This window comes from Mycobacterium sp. MOTT36Y (assembly GCF_000262165.1).
Lineage (GTDB): Bacteria > Actinomycetota > Actinomycetes > Mycobacteriales > Mycobacteriaceae > Mycobacterium > Mycobacterium intracellulare.
This window is the reverse complement of the sequence record NC_017904.1, coordinates 2,948,016-2,969,126: the sequence shown is the minus strand read 5'-3', so window position 1 is coordinate 2,969,126 and position 21,111 is coordinate 2,948,016. Positions and strand designations below refer to the sequence as shown.

Annotated in this window: 18 protein-coding genes; 10 read left to right on the top strand and 8 right to left on the bottom strand. The window is 67.9% G+C overall.

Annotation, left to right across the window (positions count from 1 at the left end; translation table 11 throughout):
- Nucleotides 1-25: 25 nt before the first annotated feature.
- The 3 genes from W7S_RS13650 to W7S_RS13640 are packed head-to-tail and all read left to right on the top strand — an operon-like array spanning nt 26 to nt 3,891.
- On the top strand, nt 26-1,627 hold the full coding sequence (locus W7S_RS13650) for an arylsulfatase (RefSeq protein WP_014711732.1): 1,602 nt from the start codon (nt 26-28) through the stop codon (nt 1,625-1,627).
- 30 nt (nt 1,628-1,657) lie between these two features.
- Nucleotides 1,658-2,890: an FAD-dependent oxidoreductase gene (locus W7S_RS13645; protein ID WP_014711731.1), complete on the top strand. Its 1,233-nt coding sequence runs from the start codon at nt 1,658-1,660 to the stop codon at nt 2,888-2,890.
- Nucleotides 2,887-3,891 carry a Gfo/Idh/MocA family protein gene (locus W7S_RS13640; RefSeq protein ID WP_014711730.1) on the top strand — a complete coding sequence of 335 codons (1,005 nt, stop codon included), beginning with the start codon at nt 2,887-2,889 and terminating at the stop codon, nt 3,889-3,891. Before W7S_RS13645 ends, W7S_RS13640 begins: the two co-directional genes overlap by 4 nt.
- On the opposite strand, the gene W7S_RS13635 is transcribed toward W7S_RS13640, so the two are convergent.
- Both W7S_RS13635 and W7S_RS27860 read right to left on the bottom strand, forming a co-directional pair.
- The gene (locus tag W7S_RS13635; protein WP_014711729.1) at nt 3,879-4,718 is read right to left on the bottom strand and encodes a sugar phosphate isomerase/epimerase; all 840 of its coding nucleotides are present in this window, start codon (nt 4,716-4,718) and stop codon (nt 3,879-3,881) included. The genes W7S_RS13640 and W7S_RS13635 overlap by 13 nt on opposite strands.
- Nucleotides 4,715-5,299, bottom strand: coding sequence for a hypothetical protein (locus W7S_RS27860; protein ID WP_014711728.1), 585 nt, complete (start codon nt 5,297-5,299; stop codon nt 4,715-4,717). The genes W7S_RS13635 and W7S_RS27860 overlap by 4 nt, the downstream gene beginning before the upstream one ends.
- 175 nt (nt 5,300-5,474) lie before the next feature.
- On the opposite strand from W7S_RS27860, the gene W7S_RS13625 reads away from it, so the two are divergent.
- The 7 genes from W7S_RS13625 (at nt 5,475) to W7S_RS13595 (ending at nt 13,857) form a co-directional block, all read left to right on the top strand.
- On the top strand, nt 5,475-6,158 hold the full coding sequence (locus W7S_RS13625) for a TetR/AcrR family transcriptional regulator (RefSeq protein WP_014384818.1): 684 nt from the start codon (nt 5,475-5,477) through the stop codon (nt 6,156-6,158).
- A gap of 250 nt (nt 6,159-6,408) precedes the next feature.
- Nucleotides 6,409-7,614 carry a cytochrome P450 gene (locus tag W7S_RS13620; RefSeq protein WP_014711726.1) on the top strand — a complete coding sequence of 402 codons (1,206 nt, stop codon included), beginning with the start codon at nt 6,409-6,411 and terminating at the stop codon, nt 7,612-7,614.
- Nucleotides 7,611-8,447 carry a mycofactocin-coupled SDR family oxidoreductase gene (locus W7S_RS13615; protein WP_008257146.1) on the top strand — a complete coding sequence of 279 codons (837 nt, stop codon included), beginning with the start codon at nt 7,611-7,613 and terminating at the stop codon, nt 8,445-8,447. The genes W7S_RS13620 and W7S_RS13615 overlap by 4 nt, the downstream gene beginning before the upstream one ends.
- Before the next feature lie 33 nt (nt 8,448-8,480).
- Nucleotides 8,481-9,449 carry an enoyl-CoA hydratase/isomerase family protein gene (locus W7S_RS13610; protein WP_008257144.1) on the top strand — a complete coding sequence of 323 codons (969 nt, stop codon included), beginning with the start codon at nt 8,481-8,483 and terminating at the stop codon, nt 9,447-9,449.
- A gap of 19 nt (nt 9,450-9,468) precedes the next feature.
- Complete coding sequence (locus W7S_RS13605) at nt 9,469-11,820, top strand: CaiB/BaiF CoA-transferase family protein (RefSeq protein WP_014711725.1); 2,352 nt, start codon at nt 9,469-9,471, stop codon at nt 11,818-11,820.
- A complete protein-coding gene (locus W7S_RS13600; protein ID WP_014711724.1) occupies nt 11,817-12,578 on the top strand; it encodes an SDR family NAD(P)-dependent oxidoreductase in 762 nt (253 codons plus the stop codon). The genes W7S_RS13605 and W7S_RS13600 overlap by 4 nt, the downstream gene beginning before the upstream one ends.
- 19 nt (nt 12,579-12,597) lie before the next feature.
- The gene (locus W7S_RS13595; protein WP_081490106.1) at nt 12,598-13,857 is read left to right on the top strand and encodes a hypothetical protein; all 1,260 of its coding nucleotides are present in this window, start codon (nt 12,598-12,600) and stop codon (nt 13,855-13,857) included.
- A 2-nt stretch (nt 13,858-13,859) separates the two neighbouring features.
- On the opposite strand, the gene W7S_RS13590 is transcribed toward W7S_RS13595, so the two are convergent.
- The 6 genes from W7S_RS13590 to W7S_RS13565 all read right to left on the bottom strand — a co-directional run bounded on the left by W7S_RS13590 (nt 13,860) and on the right by W7S_RS13565 (nt 21,096).
- Nucleotides 13,860-15,227: an HNH endonuclease signature motif containing protein gene (locus tag W7S_RS13590; protein WP_014711722.1), complete on the bottom strand. Its 1,368-nt coding sequence runs from the start codon at nt 15,225-15,227 to the stop codon at nt 13,860-13,862.
- A 152-nt stretch (nt 15,228-15,379) separates the two neighbouring features.
- Nucleotides 15,380-16,498, bottom strand: coding sequence for a Xaa-Pro peptidase family protein (locus W7S_RS13585; protein WP_041297853.1), 1,119 nt, complete (start codon nt 16,496-16,498; stop codon nt 15,380-15,382).
- Entirely contained in the window at nt 16,488-17,723 is a 1,236-nt protein-coding gene (locus W7S_RS13580) for a Xaa-Pro peptidase family protein (RefSeq protein WP_014384812.1), read from the bottom strand. Before W7S_RS13580 ends, W7S_RS13585 begins: the two co-directional genes overlap by 11 nt.
- A complete protein-coding gene (locus W7S_RS13575) occupies nt 17,720-18,892 on the bottom strand; it encodes an amidohydrolase family protein (RefSeq protein ID WP_014711720.1) in 1,173 nt (390 codons plus the stop codon). The genes W7S_RS13580 and W7S_RS13575 overlap by 4 nt, the downstream gene beginning before the upstream one ends.
- Nucleotides 18,893-18,919: 27 nt before the next feature.
- Nucleotides 18,920-19,879, bottom strand: a complete 960-nt coding sequence (locus W7S_RS13570; RefSeq protein WP_014711719.1) for an SDR family oxidoreductase — start codon at nt 19,877-19,879, stop codon at nt 18,920-18,922.
- Nucleotides 19,873-21,096 (bottom strand): cytochrome P450, encoded by a 1,224-nt coding sequence (locus W7S_RS13565; RefSeq protein WP_014380226.1) that lies wholly within the window; start codon nt 21,094-21,096, stop codon nt 19,873-19,875. The genes W7S_RS13570 and W7S_RS13565 overlap by 7 nt, the downstream gene beginning before the upstream one ends.
- Nucleotides 21,097-21,111: the final 15 nt, after the last annotated feature.

Below are 21,111 nucleotides of genomic sequence, written 5' to 3'. Positions count from 1 at the left end.
CACCGACCTGGCAGGATGCTTGAGCGTGAAGCGCCCCAACTTCCTCGTAATCGTCGCGGACGACCTCGGGTTTTCCGACATCGGCGCCTTCGGCGGCGAGATCGAAACACCCAACCTCGATCGGCTGGCCTACTCCGGGATCCGGCTCACCGATTTCCATTCGGCGCCGGCGTGCTCGCCGACCCGGGCGATGCTGTTGACCGGGACCGACCATCACATCGCCGGCATCGGCACGATGCTCGAAGTCGCGTCCCCGGGATTTCGCGGCGCCCCCGGCTACGAGGGCTACCTGAACGACCGGGTCGTCGCGCTGCCCGAACTCCTGCGCGACGCCGGATATCTGACGCTGATGTCGGGCAAATGGCATCTGGGCGCCACGATCGACAGGTCGCCGTGGGCACGCGGCTTCGAGCGCTCGTTCGCGCTGCTGCCCGCCGGTGCCAGCCACTACGGGGGAGCGGGCGCGCGCGGGTTTTCGCCGGTGCCAACGCTTTACACCGAGGATGACAAGTTCGTCACCGTCGGCGACGACTTCTACTCGTCGGACTCCTACACCGACACCCTGCTGCGGTACCTGGACGAGCGCGCGGCCGACGACGACCGTCCGTTCTTCGCCTACCTGCCGTTCCAAGCGCCGCACTGGCCGCTGCAGGCGCCCGACGAATCCGTCGCGAAATACCGCGGCCGCTACGACGACGGACCGGACGCGCTGCGCGAGGAGCGACTGGCCGCCCTCAAGCGGCTCGGTCTCTGCCCGCCCGACGTCACCGCGCACCCGGTGGTGGCCGACGGCGCGCCCGAGTGGGCCGACATGACCGACGAGCAGCGCGCGCGCTCGGCCCGCAGCATGGAGGTCTACGCCGGGATGGTGGACCGGATGGATTACAACGTCGGCAGGGTGATCGACTACCTGTCGGCCAGCGGCGAACTCGACGACACCGTGGTGATCTTCCTGTCCGACAACGGCGCCGAGGGCGCGATCGTGGAGGCGATGCCGCTGCGCGGCGCCGAGATCGCCGCGCAGATCGAAAAGCATTGCGACAACAGCCTCGACAACCTCGGCCGGCCCACGTCCTTCATCTGGTACGGGCCGCGCTGGGCGCAGGCGGCCACCGCGCCGTCGCGGCTGCACAAGGCGTTCACCACCCAGGGCGGCATCCGGGTGACGGGTTTTGTCACCTGGCCGGGATTCGCGCGGCAACAACACATCGGCACCGCGTTCAGCACCGTGATGGACATCGCGCCAACCCTGCTGGAGCTGGCGGGCGTCGCGCACCCGGGCACGTCCTACCGCGGCCGCGAGGTGGCCCCCATGCGCGGCCGCTCGCTGGTGGAGTATCTGACCGGCGCCGCGGAGACCGTGCACGACGCGGACACCGGAACCGGCTGGGAGTTGTTCGGCCGCCGAGCCATCCGGCGGGGGGACTGGAAGGCACTGCACCTGCCGGCGCCGTACGGCCCGGGTGACTGGCAGCTCTATGATTTGGCTTCCGATCCCGGCGAGATTCACGACCTGGCCGCGTCGCATCCCGACAAGCTGGCCGAGCTGGTGGCGCTGTGGGATCGCTACGTCGAAGAAACCGGCGTGATCCTCGAACCCGTCTCCGTGTTCGACACCGAACTCTAGCGAGCGGTCGCCACCTATGCTGGGGCGTTGATGGTCGAAACAACCACCTGCGCGGTCGTCGGCGGTGGCCCGGCGGGAATGGTCCTCGGGCTGTTGCTGGCCCGGGCCGGTGTCGAGGTCACCCTGCTGGAAAAGCACGGTGACTTCCTGCGCGATTTTCGCGGCGACACCGTGCATCCCACGACGCTGCGGCTGCTCGACGAGCTGGGCCTGGGGGAGCGGTTCGCGCGATTGCCGTTCAGCAAACTCCGCCGGGGCACCTTCGAATCCAACGGGCACTCGGTCACCTACCTCGACTTCGAACGGCTCCGCCAACCCCATCGCTACATCGCCATGGTCCCGCAATGGGACCTGCTCAACCTGCTCGCCGAGGCGGCCCGGGCCGAACCGAGTTTCACCCTGCGGATGCGCAGCGAGGTCACCGGCCTGCTGCGCGACGGCGGCCGGGTCGTGGGCGTGCGCTACGACGGACCCGACGGGCCGGGCGAACTCAGGGCCGAGTTGACGGTGGCCTGCGACGGCCGCTGGTCGATCGTGCGGCAGGAGGCCGGACTCACCGCACACGAATACTCGGTGAACTTCGACGTGTGGTGGTTCAAGCTGCCACGCGACGGCGCCGCGGACCACTCGTTCCTGCCGCGCATCGGGTCGGGCAAGGCGCTGGCCGTCATCCCGCGCGAGGGCTACAACCAGATCGCCTACCTGGGGCCCAAGGGCGGCGACGCCCAGTTGCGCGCGCGGGGGGTCGAGGCCTTCCGCCGCGACGTGGGTGCGCTGCTGCCCGACATGCCCGAGTCAGTGGCGGCGCTCGAATCCATGGACGAGGTCAAGCACCTCGACGTGCGCGTGAATCGGCTGCGCCGCTGGCACACCGACGGGTTGCTGTGCATCGGCGACGCCGCGCACGCGATGTCCCCGCTCGGCGGCGTCGGCATCAACCTGGCGATCCAGGACGCCGTCGCGGCCGCCACCCTGCTGGCCGAACCGCTGCGCCGGCATCGGGTCACGGGCCGCGACCTGGCCGCTGTGCGCCGCCGCCGCGCCGTTGCCACCGTTTTGACCCAGGCGGGCCAGCGCGTGCTGCAGGCCGCGCTGGTGCGGGCGGTGTTTCGCGGCGCGGATCCCGCCCCGCCGCGATGGGTCCTCGGCGTCGTCCGGCGACTGCCGTGGCTCTCGGTGGTGCCGGCCTACTTCGTCGGAGTGGGGATCCGGCCCGAGCATGCGCCGGGCTTCGCCCGCCGGCCGCCCGGTGCGGCACCATGACGGCGCCAAAGCGCGAAAACCCGTTGCGCATCGGTATTTTGGGGGCGGCGCGCATTGCGCCGATGGCGTTGATCAACCCCGCCAAGGAGAATACGGACGTCGTCGTCGCCGCCGTGGCCGCCCGCGACGTGACCCGCGCGCGGGCCTTCGCCGCGCAACACGGCATCGCGACCGTGCACGGCGATTATGACGCGCTGATTGCCGACCCGGGCATCGACGCGATCTACAACCCGCTGCCCAATGGTCTGCACGGTCGGTGGACCAGGGCGGCGCTGGCCGCGGACAAGCACGTGCTGTGCGAAAAGCCGTTCACCGCCAACGCGATCGAGGCCCGCGAGATCGCCGAACTGGCGGACGGATCGGATCGCGTGGTGATGGAGGCCTTTCATTATCGCTACCACCCGCTGACCCTGCGGGCCGAGGACATCATCGCCTCCGGGGAGTTGGGCACGCTCGAACGCGTGGAGGCGGCGCTGTGCTTCCCGCTGCCGAAGTTCTCCGACATCCGCTACGACTACTCGCTCGCCGGCGGTGCGACCATGGATGCCGGCTGCTACGCGGTTCATATGGCGCGCACGTTCGGCGGCCGGTCCCCGGAAGTCGTGTCCGCTCGCGCCACGTTGCGTGACGCGCGCGTCGACCGGGCCATGACGGCCGAGCTGCGGTTTCCGGCCGGCCACACCGGCCGGGTGCGCTGCTCGATGTGGTCGCCGCGCTTACTGCAGATCAGCGCCCGGGTGATCGGTGAACGCGGCGAGTTGCGCATCGTGAATCCCGTGATGCCGCAGGCATTTCACCGCCTCTCGGTCCGGTCGGCGAAGGGCAGACGCACCGAACACTTCGGCCGCCGCGCCTCCTACGCCTATCAGCTGGATGCCTTCGCCGCGGCGGTGCTGCGCGGCGCGCCGATCAAGACGACCCCGCACGACGCGATCGACAACATGACCGTGATCGACGCGATCTATTCGGCCGCCGGTCTTCCGCTGCGCTATCCGGTCTGAACGCCGGCCAGCAGCCGGCGTGCCGCCTCGACGCAGGGGCGCAGCCGTTCGATCGGGCTCACCCCGGCCAGCGCCAAAGATCGTTGCGGGACCTCGATCTCGATGACGATGTCGGCGGGCAGCGCGGCCAGGATGTCGCGCAGGGGCAGGTCGCCCTCGCCGGGCACCAGGCGCTCGAACATGGCCTCCTCCAGGTAGTTGTCCATGCGCGGCCGCAGCGTCGTGTCGTTGAGTTGGGCATAGCCGATGCGCCCGGGGTCGACGGCCGCCAGCTCGCTCGCCCCGGAACCCGAGCGCATCAGGTGCATGGTGTCGACCAGCAGCCGGAATTCGCTTCGCCCAACGTATTCCGCGGCGGCCAGGCCGGCGGGGAGGTCACCGATGGTCAGTCCGGGCACCGGTTCCACGACGGTACCGATGCCGCGCTGGGCGGCAAGTTCGGTCAGCGCCGCGAACTGGTCGAGGGTGCGCGGAAGGTCGGGGTCGAGGCTCACCACGTTGATCCGCGGGACGCCGAGTTCGGCCATCACGTCGAGGTCGGGCCGCAGCGCGTCCACGTCGGCGCCGGGGCGCACGAGGAATCCGTCGCCGAGCGAGATGGTTACGCCGCGATCGTCCATCGCGGCGAGCAGATCCTTCCTGAGCGCGGCGTCGTCCTTGAGGGAGAAGGCAGGGTAGCCGAGTGGCACCAGCGGCATGCCCTGGATGGCGGCCGAGATGCGGGGGCAGCCTAGCTCCGCGGCCAGCTCCACGAACTCGATTGGGGGAAGGCCGAACACGCTGAGCATGCCGAGCGCGAGGCGATCGGGACGCCCCGGCGCGGTCACGCGGGACGACCCGCCAGCTGGGCCAATTGCGCTGCGCCCTCGGCGGTTGGGGTGGTCAGCACGATCCGTCCGGAGGTGACCTGCTCCTCGATGATCGGTGCCTCCAGCACCAGATTGTCCCGGATGAAGGCGACGTGGTCTTTGACATGCTCGGCGGTGAACGACGCCCATGCCGCCGCCGACGGCGGGTCGAGCACCAGGGTCACCTGGTAAAAGTCGGCCGTCAGGGCCTTGGGCGGGTCCACGTGTATCAGCCCGAGCTGCATGGTTTCCGGGCCCAGGGTGTACACGTTGGCCCGGGCGAGGTCGCAGGTGGTGAGGGCGTCGGTCGGGGCCACCGGGACGTTCGGACCCATGTCGGGGCACTTGGTGGCGGGCGTCGTCGGGTGTGACTTCGTCACCGGCCGAACGGGCAGCGGCGCCACCTTCACGATCGGCGGCGGCGCGGGCGGCGCGGCAGAAGTGGTGGGCGCGTTGGTGATTGGCGGGCCGGACGGCGCGGGCTTGTGCGCCGAGTGGCAGCCACACGTCATTGCCGCAAGTAGACCGATGGACCCAAGCCAGGCGACGGCGTTGCGCACGCGAACTCGACGGGGACTCATCGAAGCACACTCTACCCACGTATCCGGTGAATCCTCGGAACTCTTGCACCGCAGTTTCTTTGGCGCCGTGGTGGGCGGTGCCGCCGAAGGGGGGAGATATGCCATCCTTTACTGACACTACGAATATAGAGTAGTGTCTCGATCCTGAATAACAATGGATAGACGACGAAAGCCTAATCCCGTCGAGCGCCGCCGCGATTTATGCGATGCGGCGATTCGATTGTTGGCCGATGACGGGGCCAAGGGGTTGAGCCATTTGAAGGTGGACCGCAAAGCGGGCGTGCCGGACGGCACGACGTCGTTCTATTTCCGCACCCGCTCGGCGCTGCTGCGGGCCGTCGCGGAACGTTCGGCCGAGCTCGACCTCGCCGAACTGCAGGCGATCGCGGACAGCTCCGACGCCGGCAGTGAGGCTCCCACACCCTCGCGGTTGTCGCAGGTCGTCATTCAGGCCGGCAGCGACCCGCAGCTGTACCGGACCAGGGCCCGATACGAGCTGACCATGCAGGCCACCCGCGATCCCGCGCTCGCCGCGATCCTGCAGCAGGCCACCGACGAGTTCACCAAGCTGCACCGGGAAATCCTCGTACAGCTCATGCCGCACGGCGCGGAACTGGACCCGGCCGTCGTCGAGGATCTGAGCAACGTCACGCTGACGTTCATCAACGGCCTGCTGCAGCGGTTCGCCCACGGCGACCGGATCGTCGACAGTGCCGAGCAGCTCGACGGGGTGCTGTCGGCGATCGCGGCCGGAATATTGCGCAGTTCGGACAAGGGTCGGCTCACCCAGGCGGGCGGTCTGCGGGTGCTGCGCGGCGGGGCGCCCGGACCCCGATGACAGCCCCGACCGAATCCGGCGCGCGGACTTCCGGCCCTTGCCAGAGCACCCGCAGTATGGTTCTCTACGACAATAGAGTGAGTCGACGTTCATGCGCCGTTTTCAGCCGAAGTTGTGCACATGTCGAAGCGACGCAATTAAGCGGAGTGTGTAAATTGCCCCGGACCGAATCCAACGCTGCAATGCTGGCAGCGCGAGCACTGGTGCGGGTAATGCGGGTATCCAAAACTGCAGCGGTAGGAGGGGTTTCGTGACGGCGAGCACCGACAGCCATGTTCGTTTCGATCCATACGATGTCGGGCTGATCGCCGACCCGTATCCGATGTTCGCGCGGTTGCGCCAAGAGGCGCCGCTCTACTACAACGCCGAATTCGACTTCTACGCGGTGAGCCGCTACGCCGATGTCAGCAAGGCGCTCGTGGACCACGAGACGTACAGCTCCGCGCGGGGCGCGATCCTCGAGCTGATCAAGGCCAACCTCGAAATCCCGCCGGGCATGTTGATCTTCGAAGACCCGCCGATTCACGACGTGCACCGCAAACTGCTGTCGCGGATGTTCACCCCGCGCAGGATCGCCGCGTTGGAGCCGATGATCCGCGACTTCTGCGCCCAACTGCTGGACCCGCTGGTGGGCTCGGGCCACTTCGACTTCGTCACCGACCTGGGCGCGCAGATGCCGATGAAGGTCATCAGCATGCTGCTCGGCATCCCCGAAGACGATCAGGAGTACATCCGCGACCGGGGCAACGCCCAGCTGCGCACCGAGGCCGGCAAGCCCATGGATGCGGCCCAGCACGGCCTGTCCGTGGGTGAGCAGTTCGAGGCGTACATCGACTGGCGCGCCGAGCATCCGTCCGACGACATCATGACCGAACTTCTCAACGTCGAGTTCGTCGATGAAACCGGTGTGAATCGGCACCTCAGTCGCGAGGAGATCCTCGTCTACCTCAACGTCGTCGCCGGGGCCGGCAACGAAACGACCACACGGCTGATCGGTTGGTCCGGAAAGGTTCTCGCCGAGCACCCCGACCAACGCCGCGACCTCCTCGAGAACCCCGCCCTCATCCCGCAGGCCATCGAAGAGCTTCTGCGCTACGAGCCGCCGGCCCCACACGTGTCCCGATACGTGACCCGCGACGTCACGGTGCACGACCAAACGGTGCCCGAAGGCAGCGTGATGATGATGCTCATCGGATCGGCGTGCCGCGACGAGGCCCAATTCGGGCCCGACGCGGGCGAATTCAACATCCATCGCGCCGTCCGCCCGCACCTCACCTTCAGCATGGGCACGCACTTCTGCCTGGGTTCGGCGCTGGCGCGCCTGGAGGGCCGCGTGGCGCTGGAGGAGATCCTCAAGCGATTCCCCGAGTGGGAGGTCGATTTGAGCAAAGCCACCCTCAGCCCGACCTCCACGGTGCGGGGCTGGGAATGCATGCCGGCGCTGGTGTCACGATGACGGGCCGGGTAGAAGGGAAGGTAGCGTTCATCAGCGGTGCGGCCCGCGGCCAGGGCCGCAGCCATGCCGTGCGCCTGGCGCAAGAGGGCGCCGACATCATCGCGATCGACGTCTGCGGGCCGATCGAGAACCTGGCGTATCCCCACTCGACGCCGGAAGACCTCGACGAAACCGCCGACCTGGTCAAGGCTCTCGACCGGCGCATCGTGACCGCGCAGGTCGACGTCCGCGACTACGACGCGCTGAAGGCGGCCGTGGACAGCGGGGTGGAACAACTCGGCCGCCTCGACATCATCGTCGCCAACGCGGGCATCGGCACGTTCGGCAACAAGCTGCACAAGATCCGCGAGAACATCTGGCGCGACATGATCGACGTGAACCTCTCCGGCGTCTGGCACACCGTCAAAGTCGGTGTGCCACATATCATCGCCGGCGGGCGCGGCGGTTCGGTCGTGCTGACCGGTTCCGTCGGATCGCACAAGGCCATGGCCCACACCGGCCACTACATCGCCGCAAAGCATGGCGTGCTGGGCCTGATGCGGGCCTTCGCGGTCGAGTTGGGGGAGCACAGTATTCGGGTCAACTCGGTACACCCGAGCCAGGTCAACACCCCGATGACGATCAATGAGGTGACGTTCCGGTTGTTTCGGCCCGACCTGGAGAATCCCGGGCCGGACGATTTCGCGCCGTTCTCGCAAATGATGCACACGTTGCCGGTACCGTGGGTCGAAGCGGTCGACATCAGCAACGCCGTCCTGTTCCTCGCGTCGGACGAATCTCGTTACATCACAGGCGTTTCGCTACCTGTCGACGCGGGCGCTCTGCTCAAGTAAGCGTTAACAACATTCAACTGAAGGAAGAAGACTATGCCCGAATACGACTATGAAGAAATGAAGAAGGAAGCCGAGCAGTACATCAAGTTCGAAAAGGACAAGAAGAACCGCATCGCCTACATCACCTTCGACCGCCCCGACGCGCAGAACTCCACCACGCTGGGAATGCGGCAGAACTATGCCGATCTGATTCACAAGTGCAACGTGGACGACGACGTCAAGGTCGTCGTGATCCGCGGCGAGGGTGAGGATTTCGGGAGTGGCGGCGACCTGCCCGAACAGCGCGGGATGCTGGAGAATCCGGGCATGCCGCTGCTGCACGAGCTCGCGATCAACGACGACGACGTCAAGTACCCGCCCGGCGGCTCCTACCGCTACCTGTCCACCGTCACCGACTTCTACGCCAAGGCGCGCGCCGGAAACCGGCCGCTGCAAGAGCTTCGGAAGATCAGCATCATCGAGGCCAAGGGCTACTGCTACGGCTGGCACTTCTACCAGGCCGGCGACGCCGACCTGGTGATCTCCTCCGACGACGCACTGTTCGGCCACCCGGCGTTCCGCTACGTGGGCTGGGGCCCCCGGCTCTGGTGGTGGGCCGAGACGATGGGACTGCGCAAGTTCTCCGAAATGCTGTTCACCGGAAGGCCGTTCAGCGCCAAGGAGATGTACGACTGCGGCTTCGTCAACAGCGTGGTGCCCCGCGACAAGCTGGAAGACGAGACCCTCAAGTACGCGCTGGCGTGCTCGAAGGCCCGACCGACCGACACCGTTGCCGTACAGAAGACCTTCCTGGAGCTCTACAAGCAGCACAAGGGTGAGTACTTCGGCAGCCTGCTGACCGGCATGGTCGAGGGTATGTTGCCGATGATCGCCAACGACGCGCGGGAGGTCGACCTGACCGCGGGCACCTTCGAGAAGGGCCTCAACAACGTGGTCAAGGACAACGACATGAACTTCCCGCCGGAATGGCGACTGAGCCGCTCCGGGCGCGCGAAGCCCTGACCGCCTTGCGAGGGCGCACATGTCGGCGCTGACGGCCTTCAGGGTCATCGAGCTGGCGGGATCGGTCGCGGGGGAGTATTGCGGAAAGTTGCTGGCCGACTTCGGTGCCGAGGTGATCAAGGTCGAGGCGCCCGGGCGCGGCAGCCCGACCCGGGCCATGGCGCCCCGCCTCGCTGAGGGCTGCGAGGGCAGCGCATTGTTCGCCTACCTCAACACGAACAAGCGCTCCGTGGTTCTCGATGCGACCTCGCGAGCCGGCGCCGAGAGCCTGGATCGGCTCATCGGCGGCGCCGACGCGGTCATCGACGACGGCGCCACCGATGGGGCGCAGCGGCACCCGGGCGTGGTGTTCTGCTCGATCACGCCGTTCGGTGAGAACGCCCCGGCCGAGTACGCGAATGCGAAGAGCATCAACGTGTTCCACGCCAGCGGCTGGGGCTACCACACCCCTAGCCATCCGGACCCGACCAGGCCGCCGCTGCGGGGGCCCGGCCGGTTCCTGGCCGACTACGAGGCGGGGCTGGAGGCGGCGCTGTGCGTCGCGGCGGCGTTGTTCGGGCGCCTGCACTCCGGCGGGGGCGAGGCCATCGACGTCTCGCAGCAGGCCGTGCTGGTCTCGCGTGCCGATTGCATTCTGGGGCGCCTGGTCACCGGCGAAGTCCCCGCCCTCGGCACCCGCGACGACTACGACCAGCAGGGCCCCGCGTCGTTCTTCGCCTGCGCCGACGGCTTCGTCTATCTGTACATGACCAGCCGCGCCCACTGGCTCGGCGTCAAACAGCTGATGGGGTGCCTGGATTGGCTCGACGACTTCGACGACGACTGGCTGGAGTTCTCCGTGACCCCGGACAAGGTCGCGGCGTTCCAGCGGGGATTCGCGGCGTGGGTCCGCGACCTGTCCAAGGAGACGGCGGCCGACGAGGCGCAGCGACTCGGTGTGCCCCTGGTGCCGGTCAACGAGGCCGCCGACCTGCACCGCGCGCCCCAGTACGTCCACCGCGGCTTCTTTTCCACTGTCAGCCACCCCGTGTTGGGTGACGCGGCGTACCCCACGGTGCCGTACCGGTTCGGTGCGACCCCGGCGGAAATCGTCTCTGCGGCACCCACTCTCGGTCAGCACACCGCGTCGGTCCTCGGTGGACTCGACGTCCCCCACGCTCCACCGGCGGCGAAGGCGGCGCAGCTCAAGCCGCCGAGGGCACCGCGCGGTGGCCCCCTGCAGGGGGTGCGCGTCGTCGAGCTCACCAAGGTGTGGGCCGGTCCGTATGCCGGCAAGCTGTTGGCGCTGTTGGGCGCCGAGGTGATCAAGGTCGAAACCGCGGCGCTGCCCGAGGAGATGCGCGCCTACGGCGGCACCGACATCAACCACGCCCCGTTCTTTCTCAGCATCAACCCCGAGATCCTCAGCGTGGACATCGACATCAAGTCCGCCGAGGGCATGGCGCAACTGCGGGAGCTGATCGCCCGCAGCGATATCGTCATCAACAACCTGCGGCCGGGCGCGATGGAGCGCCAGGGCCTCGGGTATCAGCAGCTCACCGAGATCAAACCCGACATCATCTCGGTGTCGATCAAAATGTGGGGCAACGACGGACCGCTAGGTCATCAGACCGGCTACGCGCCGTGCTTCGCCGCGCTCGCCGGGCTCGCACCGCTGGTCGGCTACCCCGGTGGACCGCCGCTCGGAACCAGCATGCGCTACGGGGATTCCACGGTCGGCGCGGCGGCCGCCTACGCCGCCGTGGTGGCGCTGCTGCACCGCGAGCTCAGCGGCGCAGGGCAATTCGTCGACGTGTCGGCCGTCGAAACCCTCTCGTCGATGATCGGGGACTGCCTGCTGGAACACAGCCTCACCGGGCGACGACGCGGGCCCGACGGCAACCACCACCCCGACCTGTGCCCGCACGGCTGCTACCCGTGCGCGGCGGGCTCGTGGGTCAGCGTGGCCGTCGCCGATGACACCGAATGGCAGCGGTTGTGCGGAGTGCTCGGTGCCGCCGCGCTGGCCGGCGACCCCCGCTACGCCACCCCAGACGACCGCCAGCGGCACGCCGAGGCCCTCGACGCCGATCTCGCCGCGCTGACCCGCCAGCTCGATGCCGAGGAACTCGCGCATCGGCTACGGGCGGCGGGAGTCCCGGCCACCAAGAGCGCCACCGCCATGGATGTGGTTGGCGATCAACAACTCTGGGACCGCGAGCTGTATCGTTTCGTTTCGGACCATCGCGAAGGCCAGCGGCCGGTGCTGGGACCGTCCTGGCGGATGGCGCGCAACCCCGCGCGGATCGCGCGCGGTGCGCCGGATCTGGGCGAGGACACCGACTACGTTCTACACGAGATACTGCGCACCCAACCGACGGGCGGATCATGACGACATTGGCGCACACCGCGGCCCTGGTGACGGGCGCCAGCAGTGGCATCGGAGCGGCGACGGCCAAAGCGCTGGCCGCCGAGGGAGCGGCGGTGGCTCTCCTCGCGCGCCGCGCCGACCGGCTGGCGGAGCTGAAAGGCGAGATCGAATCCGCCGGTGGCACAGCGCTCGTCGTCACGGCCGACGTCACGGACGCCGATCAGGTCGCGGCCGCCGTGGGGCGCACAATCGCGGAGTTCGGACGGCTCGACACCCTGGTGAACAACGCCGGCCTGATGCAATCGGCGCCCGCGACCGAAGCACCGCTGCAGGACTGGGACAACATGGTGGCCGTCAACGTGCAGGGCGTCCTCTACGCGACCCGCGCGGCGCTGCCACACCTGATCGACGCCGCCGCCGACTCGCCACGCGGCGTGGCGGACCTGGTGACCATCAGCTCCACCGCCGGGTGGGTGGCCCGGCCGAACACCGCCGTGTATTCGCTCACCAAGTTCGGGGTCAACGCGTTCAGCGAAGGCATCCGCCAAGAGGTGCTCGGCAAGCGGGTGCGCGTCGGCGTGGTGGGCCCGGGAACGGTGGATACCGAGATCTTCAGCCACCTGACCGAATCCTCGCGGGAGGCCTTCGAAAAGCAGACGTCGGGCATGGTCATGCTGCGGCCGGAGGACATCGCCGACGCGGTCCTGTTCATGGTGACCCGCGATCGCCGGGTGGCGGTGAACCACATGCTGGTGCGCGCGGCCGAGCAGACCTGGTAGCGGTGTGAGTTCGCATTGGGTGGTCGGTGATCAGTACGGATTGCCGATCCCGGCGGACCCCGCGACCCTGCTCAGCGGTGGAGCTGCGTTCCTCACGAAGGCCTTTCGGGCTTCGGGTGTCCTCGCTGACAACAGCGTCGTTCGCATCAGCGACTACCGCGAGATCAGCGGTGGCAGCACCGGACGCAAGGTGGTGCTGTCGGTCGAATACGACCGTGCCGCACCCGATCTGCACACCGAGCTGTTCGTGAAGTTCTCCCGCGATCTCGACAATCCGGTGCGCGACCGCGGAAAGACACAGATGGAGCCCGAGGTGCGCTTCGCCTCGCTGTCCCGCGCCCCGGAATTCCCGATCGCCGTACCCTGCCCGCAGTTCGCCGACTACCACCGCCCCACCGGCACCGGCCTGCTGGTCACCGAGCGAATCAAATTCGACGGCAACGGAATCGAGCGCCAATACCACAAGTGCCTCGACTACGAGATGCCCGAGCCCCTAGGGCACTACCGAGCGCTGCTGACCGCGCTTGCGCGCCTCGCCGGCACGCATCGCTCCGGTCGGCTGCCCGCGGAATTGACCGCTCACTTTCCGTTGGACGTGCGGGCCGCGACGGTGGGCGAACGCGCGCCGCTGTCCGCGGAGAAGCTGGACCGGCGGGTGAGCCAGCTCGCCGAATTCGCGCAGACGCATCCTGGGCTGCTGCCGACCAATGCCTGCTCACCCGAATTCCTGGCCCGCCTGCGCGACGACGCGCCGCGCGTGGCGCTCCACGAGCAAGTGATCGCACACCAATTGGCCGACGACTCCGACTATGTCGCGCTGTGCCACTGGAACGCCAACATCGACAACGCGTGGTTCTGGCGCGACACCGGCGGCACGTTGCACTGCGGCCTGATGGACTGGGGATGCGTCGGCCAGATGAACCTCGGCATGGCGCTGTGGGGAGCGATGTCCGGCGCCGAGACCGACATGTGGGACACCCATCTCGACGATCTGCTGCAACTGTTCGTCACGGAATACGAGCGCTGCGGCGGTCCGCAGCTCGAGGCTGGCCGGTTGCGTCGGCACATGCTGCTCTACGCGGCCGCCATGGGGGTCGCCTGGCTGCTGGACGTGCCGGCCTTGATCCGCAAGCGATTCGACACCGTGCCCGGCACCCGGAAGGATCCGCGCATCCGGGACGACGAAGGCGTGCGCGCGCCGCTGCAGATGCTCTCGAACCTGCTGAGCGCGTGGCAACGTCATCGCGTGGGGGACCTACTCGATGACGTGCTGCCTTAGCGTCAAACCGGGTCGTCGTCTTCGTCGTAATTCAGGAATCGTTCGGGGTGGTGGTAGGTGTTGGTGCGGGGTTGGCCGCGCTCGAGGTGGGGTGGGGGTTTCCATTCGGTCTCGCCCTTGGCGTTTTTGCGGGTGCTCCAGCCACCGGGGTCGAGCATGCGGTGATGCGGGCCGCAGGCGAAGGTGAGCTGGTTGATGTCGGTGCTGTGACACTTGCTGTAGTCGGTGGTGTGGTGGACTTCGCAGTAATAGCCCGACACGGTGCAGCCCGGGGCGGTGCAGCCGCGGTCCTTGGCGTACAACACGATTCGTTGTCCCGGGGAGGCCAGCCGCTTGGTGTGATAGAGCGCCAGGGCCTTGCCCTTATCGAAGATCGCCAGGTAGTGATGCGCGTGGCGGGCCAGGCGGATCACCTCACTCATGGGCAGGATGGTGCCCCCGCCGGTCAGGGCTCGCCCGGCGGCGGCCTCCAACTCGGCCAGGGTGGTGGTGACGATGATGGAGGCCGGTAACCCGTTGTGCTGACCCAACTCCCCGGAGGCCAACAGCCCACGCAGCGCCGCCAGCAGGGCGTCGTGGCCGCGCTGAGCAGCCGAGCGGGAGTCGCGCTCGATGGCGGCCTGGCTAGGCGTGCCGTCGACGCACGGGATGTCGTCGAGCGGGTTGCACATGCCCGGGGCACCGAGTTTGGCCTCCACGGCTTCCAGCGTGGCCCGCAGCTCGGGGGTGATCAGGCCCCGCAACTCCGACATGCCGTCGGCTTGTTGGTTGCCCAGGGTCACCCCGCGGCTGCGGGCCCGGTCCTCATCGGTGAAAATGCCATCGGGGTTAAGCGCATCGGACACTCCGCGGGCCAATTCTTTGAGGTGTTCGGGGCCGAACTGGGTGCCGAACCCGGCCAGTTGGGCTTCGGCGAACTCACGGGCCGCAGCGCTCACCCAGCCAGGTAGTTGGTGGTAGAACTTGCGGATCACGGCCACCTGACCCGCGCCCAGGTCTCCGGCGCGCTGGGCCGCCGCGGTGGCCGCCAACACCGGCGGCAACGGTTCACCGGTCAGGCCGTGGCGCTGACCTAAATCGGCGGCCTCTTTGATACGCCGAGAGGCTTCGTGACGACTGATCAGGGTGCGTTCGGTCAGCGCGTGGGCCAGCCCGCCGCCGAGCTCCTGGGAGGGGGCTTGGCGGGCCAGGGAATTAAGCAGCGGATGCTCGATGACCGGGATGCGCCGGCGCAGCCTCTCACAGCGCTCCAACACCGCCAGCTGCTGCTGCACGGTCAACGCGTCGAGCACCAACGCACACGCGCGGTCCACCTCGGCATCGAGCGCGTCGAACACCGCGTCGACATCGGGCAGACCAGTGGAACTCACACCGCCAAACTATCGAGGCCCACCGACAGAAAACCCCGGATTGTGACCACTGAAACCACAGTGACACAAGGAATTTCGATATACGTTTTCGATATCCGTAATCGCGCCCTCGCCCGCGGGGCCGGGAAGGGCGCCCGCAATCGCAGGCTCGCCTAAGCCCAAGCAGGACTGCCGGTTAGCACATCGACGCCGTCCTCGGTGATGTGGACGGTGTCGCGGCGGAACACCGCGCCGAGGCCCTGCCGCCACACGTAGCCGGTGATGGCCAACACCATGCCCGCCTCGAGTTGGTCGTGTTCTCCCGCGGCCAGCAGCGCAGCGGACACGACGGGCGGGTCGAAACCCAACCCCAGCCCGTGTGCGACCGGCATCGGCGGTATCGGCTCACCGACCGCCTCATAGGCGGCCAGCAGATCTCTGGTGGGCGCGCCGGGGCGACAGGCGGCAAGCATCTTGTCGTACAACGCGTTCGAGCGGGCGAAGAGCTCGCGCGCCTCGCCGCTGACAACATTGCCGGCCGGCCACGTGCGTCCCACCTCCGCGACGTAGCCGTCCGCGAGCGCACCGGCGGCGAACGCGACGAGATCGCCCGACCGGATCTCGTGCGCAGACGCGCGGCGCCACGGCTGTTCCCGCGACGTCACCCACGCGGCGTCCTGGGTGGCCGGCGTGCTCACCCCGCCGGCAGCCATCGCCTCCATCATCACCCCCGACAGGGTCCGCTCCGACGCGCCCGGCGCCAATTCGGCCAGGGCAGAGGCGAGCCCGCGTTCGGCGACACGAAGGGCCGCCCCCATCGCGGCGATTTCGTCGGGCGTCTTGATGCGCCGCGCCGCGCGCATCGCCGGCTCGGCGTCGACCAGTTCGGCGTTGGGGAACGCCTCGGGCAGCAGCGCCGCGAAAGTCGGTGTGATCGCGTCGGTTCCGACCCGCCTCGCCGACTCCGCGCCGTCGACCTTCTTCAGCACGTCGATGAGCGTCATCGGATTCCAGGCCAGCCCGTAGAGGTGATCGTGGTCGATCTCCTCCGGGACCCCCTCATCGTCGGTGCTGTTGAGGTAGATGTCTTGAGTGGCACGCACCAGCACACACATCGGACCGAACGGCCGTGTCCCGGCGATCCACAGCTGCGGCGCGCCGGTGACGTACCGAATGTTGGCCTGCCGCCCGAGCACCAGGATGTCCAGACCGTGCTCGTCCATCTGGGCCAGCGCCCGTTCCCGCCGCCCGGATCTCAACGCCCCGGGGTCGGGCAGAACTTCAGTCGCCATAGGGGGTGTAGGGGTAGTCGGTGATCGGCACGTAGCCGTCCTTGGTGATCACCACGATCTCCTCACTGCGATAGCCTCCCGTGCCGTCCTCCCACATGACCGGTTCCAGGACGAGCACCATGCCGGGCGGAAAGACGAAGTTGTCGTCGAATTCCTCGCCGAGATCCGTTCCGATCATCGGCGCCTCGGCGGGGTAGGTGCCGATGCCGTGGCCGAGATAGAAATGCGGCAGCCACGGCTTGCGGCCACCGTTGGCCGTGATCGCCGCGCGCGCCAAATCACCGGACGTCGCACCGGCTTTGGTCACCGCCAGCACGGCGTCCAGGACGGTACGCCACTGCCGGAACTGGTCCTGCTGCCGCGGCGTCGGCCGTTCGCCGACCACCCAGGTTCGGCCGAAGTCGGAGCAGTATCCGTGGTAGGTGATGCTGATGTCGGTCCACAACACATCGCCGGCCGCCAGTTCACGAGCGGTGGGCAGCAGCGGCAGCGCGAGATCCCCGTGCGTCGTCCACACGCCGGCCTCCCGGGACTTCGGCATCACCTGCCAGATCGCCTCCAGCATGTTGGTGGTCGCGCCCAGCTCGAATGCGCGACGGACGAAGGTGGCCGACAGGTCGATCTGGCGCACCCCCGGCACCAGCGCGCGCTGCACATCGACGATGGCCTGTTCGGTGATGCGGGCCGCCCTGCGCAAGCAGGACAATTCGTCGCGGGTCTTCACCAACTGCGCGGCGCCGACCACGATGGCTGCGTCCGTCGGCGGGCCGGCCGGGAAAAGCCTGGGCGCCGCCCGCCGCATCGCCCCGGTGAGTTCGTCGACGGCGACGCGGGCTCCCGGCGGGACGATCCCGGCCAGCCGCCGCGCGAAATCCTCGACGCCGTGGTCGAATTCGAGGTAGGCGGGGCCGTGCAGGTGGTCGTCGGGCACCGGCGCTTCGGCGGACGCTCCGCTGCGGAAGGGCATGAAGAGGTGCGGGTGCACGTCGTCGGCGAGCACGACCGCGACGGGGCGCTCCACGTGTGACAGCCCCGCATCCAGCAGCGGCCAGCTCGCCCCCGTGGCGTAGCCGACGTAGCCGTTCAGCAGCAGGATCAGCGCGTCGACGCCGTACTCGGCCATCGCCGCGCGCAGCCGCGCGCCGGTCTCCGCGCGCATGCGGGCCCAATCCGGCTCGTCGGGGATGTCGAGCACCGAGCCGACGGCGCTCGCCGAATTCGTCATGCGGAGATCCCCAGGAATTTCTTGATGTTCCCGCCGACAACGCGCACGGCATCCTCGGGACCGACGGCGTCGACCACGGCGGCCAGCGATCGCTCCGAATAGCCGAAAGTGCTTTCGTTGTGGGGATAGTCCGACGACCACATCACCTTGTCGATGCCGATCTCGTCGATCTGCCGCAGCCCCAGCCGATCGACCATGAACGAGGCGCACATGTGCGTGTCCCAGTAATCGCGGACGTCACGCTCGGGCTGGTGGGCGAGCATGTGCCGATACGAGGCCAGCACGTGCTCGGCGTCCTGCAGCGCCGTCGGCACCCAGGCGATCCCACCCTCGAACCAGCCGACCCGCAGCCCCGGATGCCGGTCGAGGATGCCGCCGAAGATGTACTTGGAGAACATCTCTCGGAACGAGTCGATGTTGACCATCATGGCCACCGCCACGCTGTTGACCTCGCTGGGGAACTTGGGCTGACTTTCGCCGATGTGGTGCGTGACGGGCAGGCCGGCCGCTTCGATCTCGTCCCACACCGCGCTCATCTCGGCGCTGGAGTAATCGATGGGCCGGCCGTCGCGGTCGTTGCCCGGACTGATCGGCATCAGAAACGTGGTGAGCCCCAGCGACTTCAGCTCGCTGAGCGTGCGGCAGGCGCCGGCTGGATCCCACCAGTTGATCAATCCGACGCCGTAACAGTGCCCGTTCGAGCGTTCCTGGACCTCGGCGATGTGCTCGTTGTAGACGCGGAAGATCCGCTCGCGGATGGCGTGGTCGGGATGGTGGAACAGCGCGAGCACCGCATTCGGGAACGCCAGCTCCTTGTCGACGCCGTCTTCGGCGAGCTCACGAACCCGGGCCTCGACGTTGTTCGTGGCCGCCCCGGCGAGGTCGTCGTACTGCATGAGCACCGCGCTGAAGTCGCCGACCACCATCGACTGTCCGGGCGGGCCGAGTAGATACGCGCCGTCCTCATACCAAATCCGCGGCGCCTGATCCTTGAGCTCGTCGGGGAAGCTCTCGTAGAAGATGTCGTCGGCCACCGAGATGTGATTGTCGGCGGAGAAGACCTCGGTGCCGGCCGGCAGGCCGGTGCTGAACTCCGCGGCGTGGCCGCGACGGTCCTTGGGCGCACCGATCACGCCCTCGGGGTAGAGGGTTGGGGCTGGGCTGGACATCATCGTCCCTTCCTCGGGAATCACTCATCATTGTGCGCCTGGGTCGGGGTACGTGACGCCACTGAGCTCTTCGGAAAGCTGCCACAGCTGTCGCATGTCGGCTTCGCTGCGCGCCAACCGGGGAACTCGAGCGAAAGTGACCCCACCCCTGACCGTTTCGTAGAAACCGCGCGGCCCGTAGTACTTACCGCCCTGCGCATCCGGCGACACCGCGGCGTAGAGGGTCGGCTTGATGCCTTCGTCGACGTCGAGCCACATGAACGGCATCACGCGCCAGGTCAGCTGCGTCAAACGCGCCTGCAACGTCGGCTTGGCGCGGCCGTACGAGGCGCCGCTGAGCAGGTTGGTCTTGGTCAAACCAGGGTGCGCGGCGTTGGACATCAACCCCCACCCGCCCCGGCGGCTGCGCCGATCCAATTCGACGGCGAACATCAGTTGCGCCAATTTGGCGACCCCGTACGAATGCATGGGTTTATAACCCTGTTGCGCATTGACGTCGCCGAAGTCGAGCTTGCCCTGGGTCGCGGCGAGGCTGCTGACCGTGACCACCCGCGCGGATCCCGCCGCCCTCAGCAACGAGAGCAGCCGACCGGTCAACGCAAAGTGCCCCAGATGATTTGTCCCGAACTGCAATTCGAAACCGTCGCGGGTCTGCTGCCGCTGTGGCGGCGTCATGATGCCGGCGTTGTTGATCAGGACGTCGATCGGGCGGCCCTCGGCGCTGAGCTGTTCACCCAGCGCCGCCACGCTTTCCAGCGACGACAGGTCGAGTTGCCCGATGGTGAGCTTGGCCTGCGGTGCGTCCCGGCGGATGTCGGCGACCGCCCGTTCGCCCTTGACCCGGTCGCGGACGGCCATCACCACGTCGGCACCCGCGGCGGCCAGCCGCTTCGCCAGGCCGAAGCCCAAACCGCTGTTGGCCCCGGTCACGACGGCGAACCTGCCCCGCAGATCGGGAACACTCAGCGCGAGATCGGGTTTCACCATGTCACGGGCAGCTCGTAGAGGCCGTAGGCCAACGCGTCGTGCTTGAACGGAAGCTCATCCAGCGGGACGGCGAGCCGCAGCGTGGGGACGCGGCGCAGCAGCGTGGGCAGAACGATCTGCAATTCCATGCGGGCCAGCTGCTGGCCCACGCACTGGTGACGACCGTAGCCGAACCCGACGTGCGGCCCGTCTTCGCGGAGCAGGTCGAGGCGGTCCGGGTTGGGGAACTGGCGCTCATCCCAATTCGCCGGGGCGACGTCGAGGATGATGCCATCGCCGGCGCGGATCGTCTCGCCGCCGATCTCGATGTCCTCGACGGCGATTCGCCGCTGTCCGGTCTGGATGATGCTCAGGTAGCGCATCAGCTCCTCGACCGCGGTGGCGATGACCTTCGGGTCATCGGTGTCGCGCAGCAGCGCCCGCTGATCGGGGTGCTCGAGCAACGCGGCGATGCTCAGGCTGATCATGTTCGCGGTGGTCTCATGGCCCGCGATGAGCACACCGGTGGCCAACTGCGCGGCCTCGCGCACGCTGATCTCGTCGGCGTTGACCCGCTCGGCGAGGTCGGACACCAAATCCTCTGAGGGGCTTTGCATTTTCGTCCGAACCAGGTTGGCCAGATACTTGGCCAGCGAGGCGGCGCCCTGGGCGGTGTCCTCCTCGGTCGCGTAACGGCCCATGCCGCGCTGGGCCTGGGTCTGGAAGAACTCCGCATCCTCGTACGGCACACCCAGCAGTTCGCTGATGACCAGCGAGGGCACCGGCAGCGAGAGGGTGCTGACGACGTCGCCCGGCTTCGGCCCGGCCAGCAGGGCGTCGATGTGGTCGTCGGTGATCTTCTGCACCGCCGGCCGCAGCGCTTCAACCCGCTTGAAGGTGAACGGTTTCGACAGCATCCGGCGAAACCGGGTGTGCTCCTCGGCGTCGGAGGTGAACACCGAACGCGGGCGCTTGTGCACCGTGGCCAGCATGCCCTCGTTCCAGTGCGGATAACCGGGCAGGCGGTCATCGACACTGGTGCGGGAGTCGGTGAACAGCGCGCGGATCGCGTCGTAGCCGTGGATGAGCCACGGCGTGCTGCCGTCCCAGATCCGCACCCTGCTCAGCTGCTTGCCGGCGTTGAGCTCCAATACCTTCGGAGGCGGCGCGAACGGACACCCCGGCGCCCGCGTCATCGGAAACTCCGGGATATCGGTGGCGGTGGATCCTTCGGTCATCGTGCTCCTCGGTGT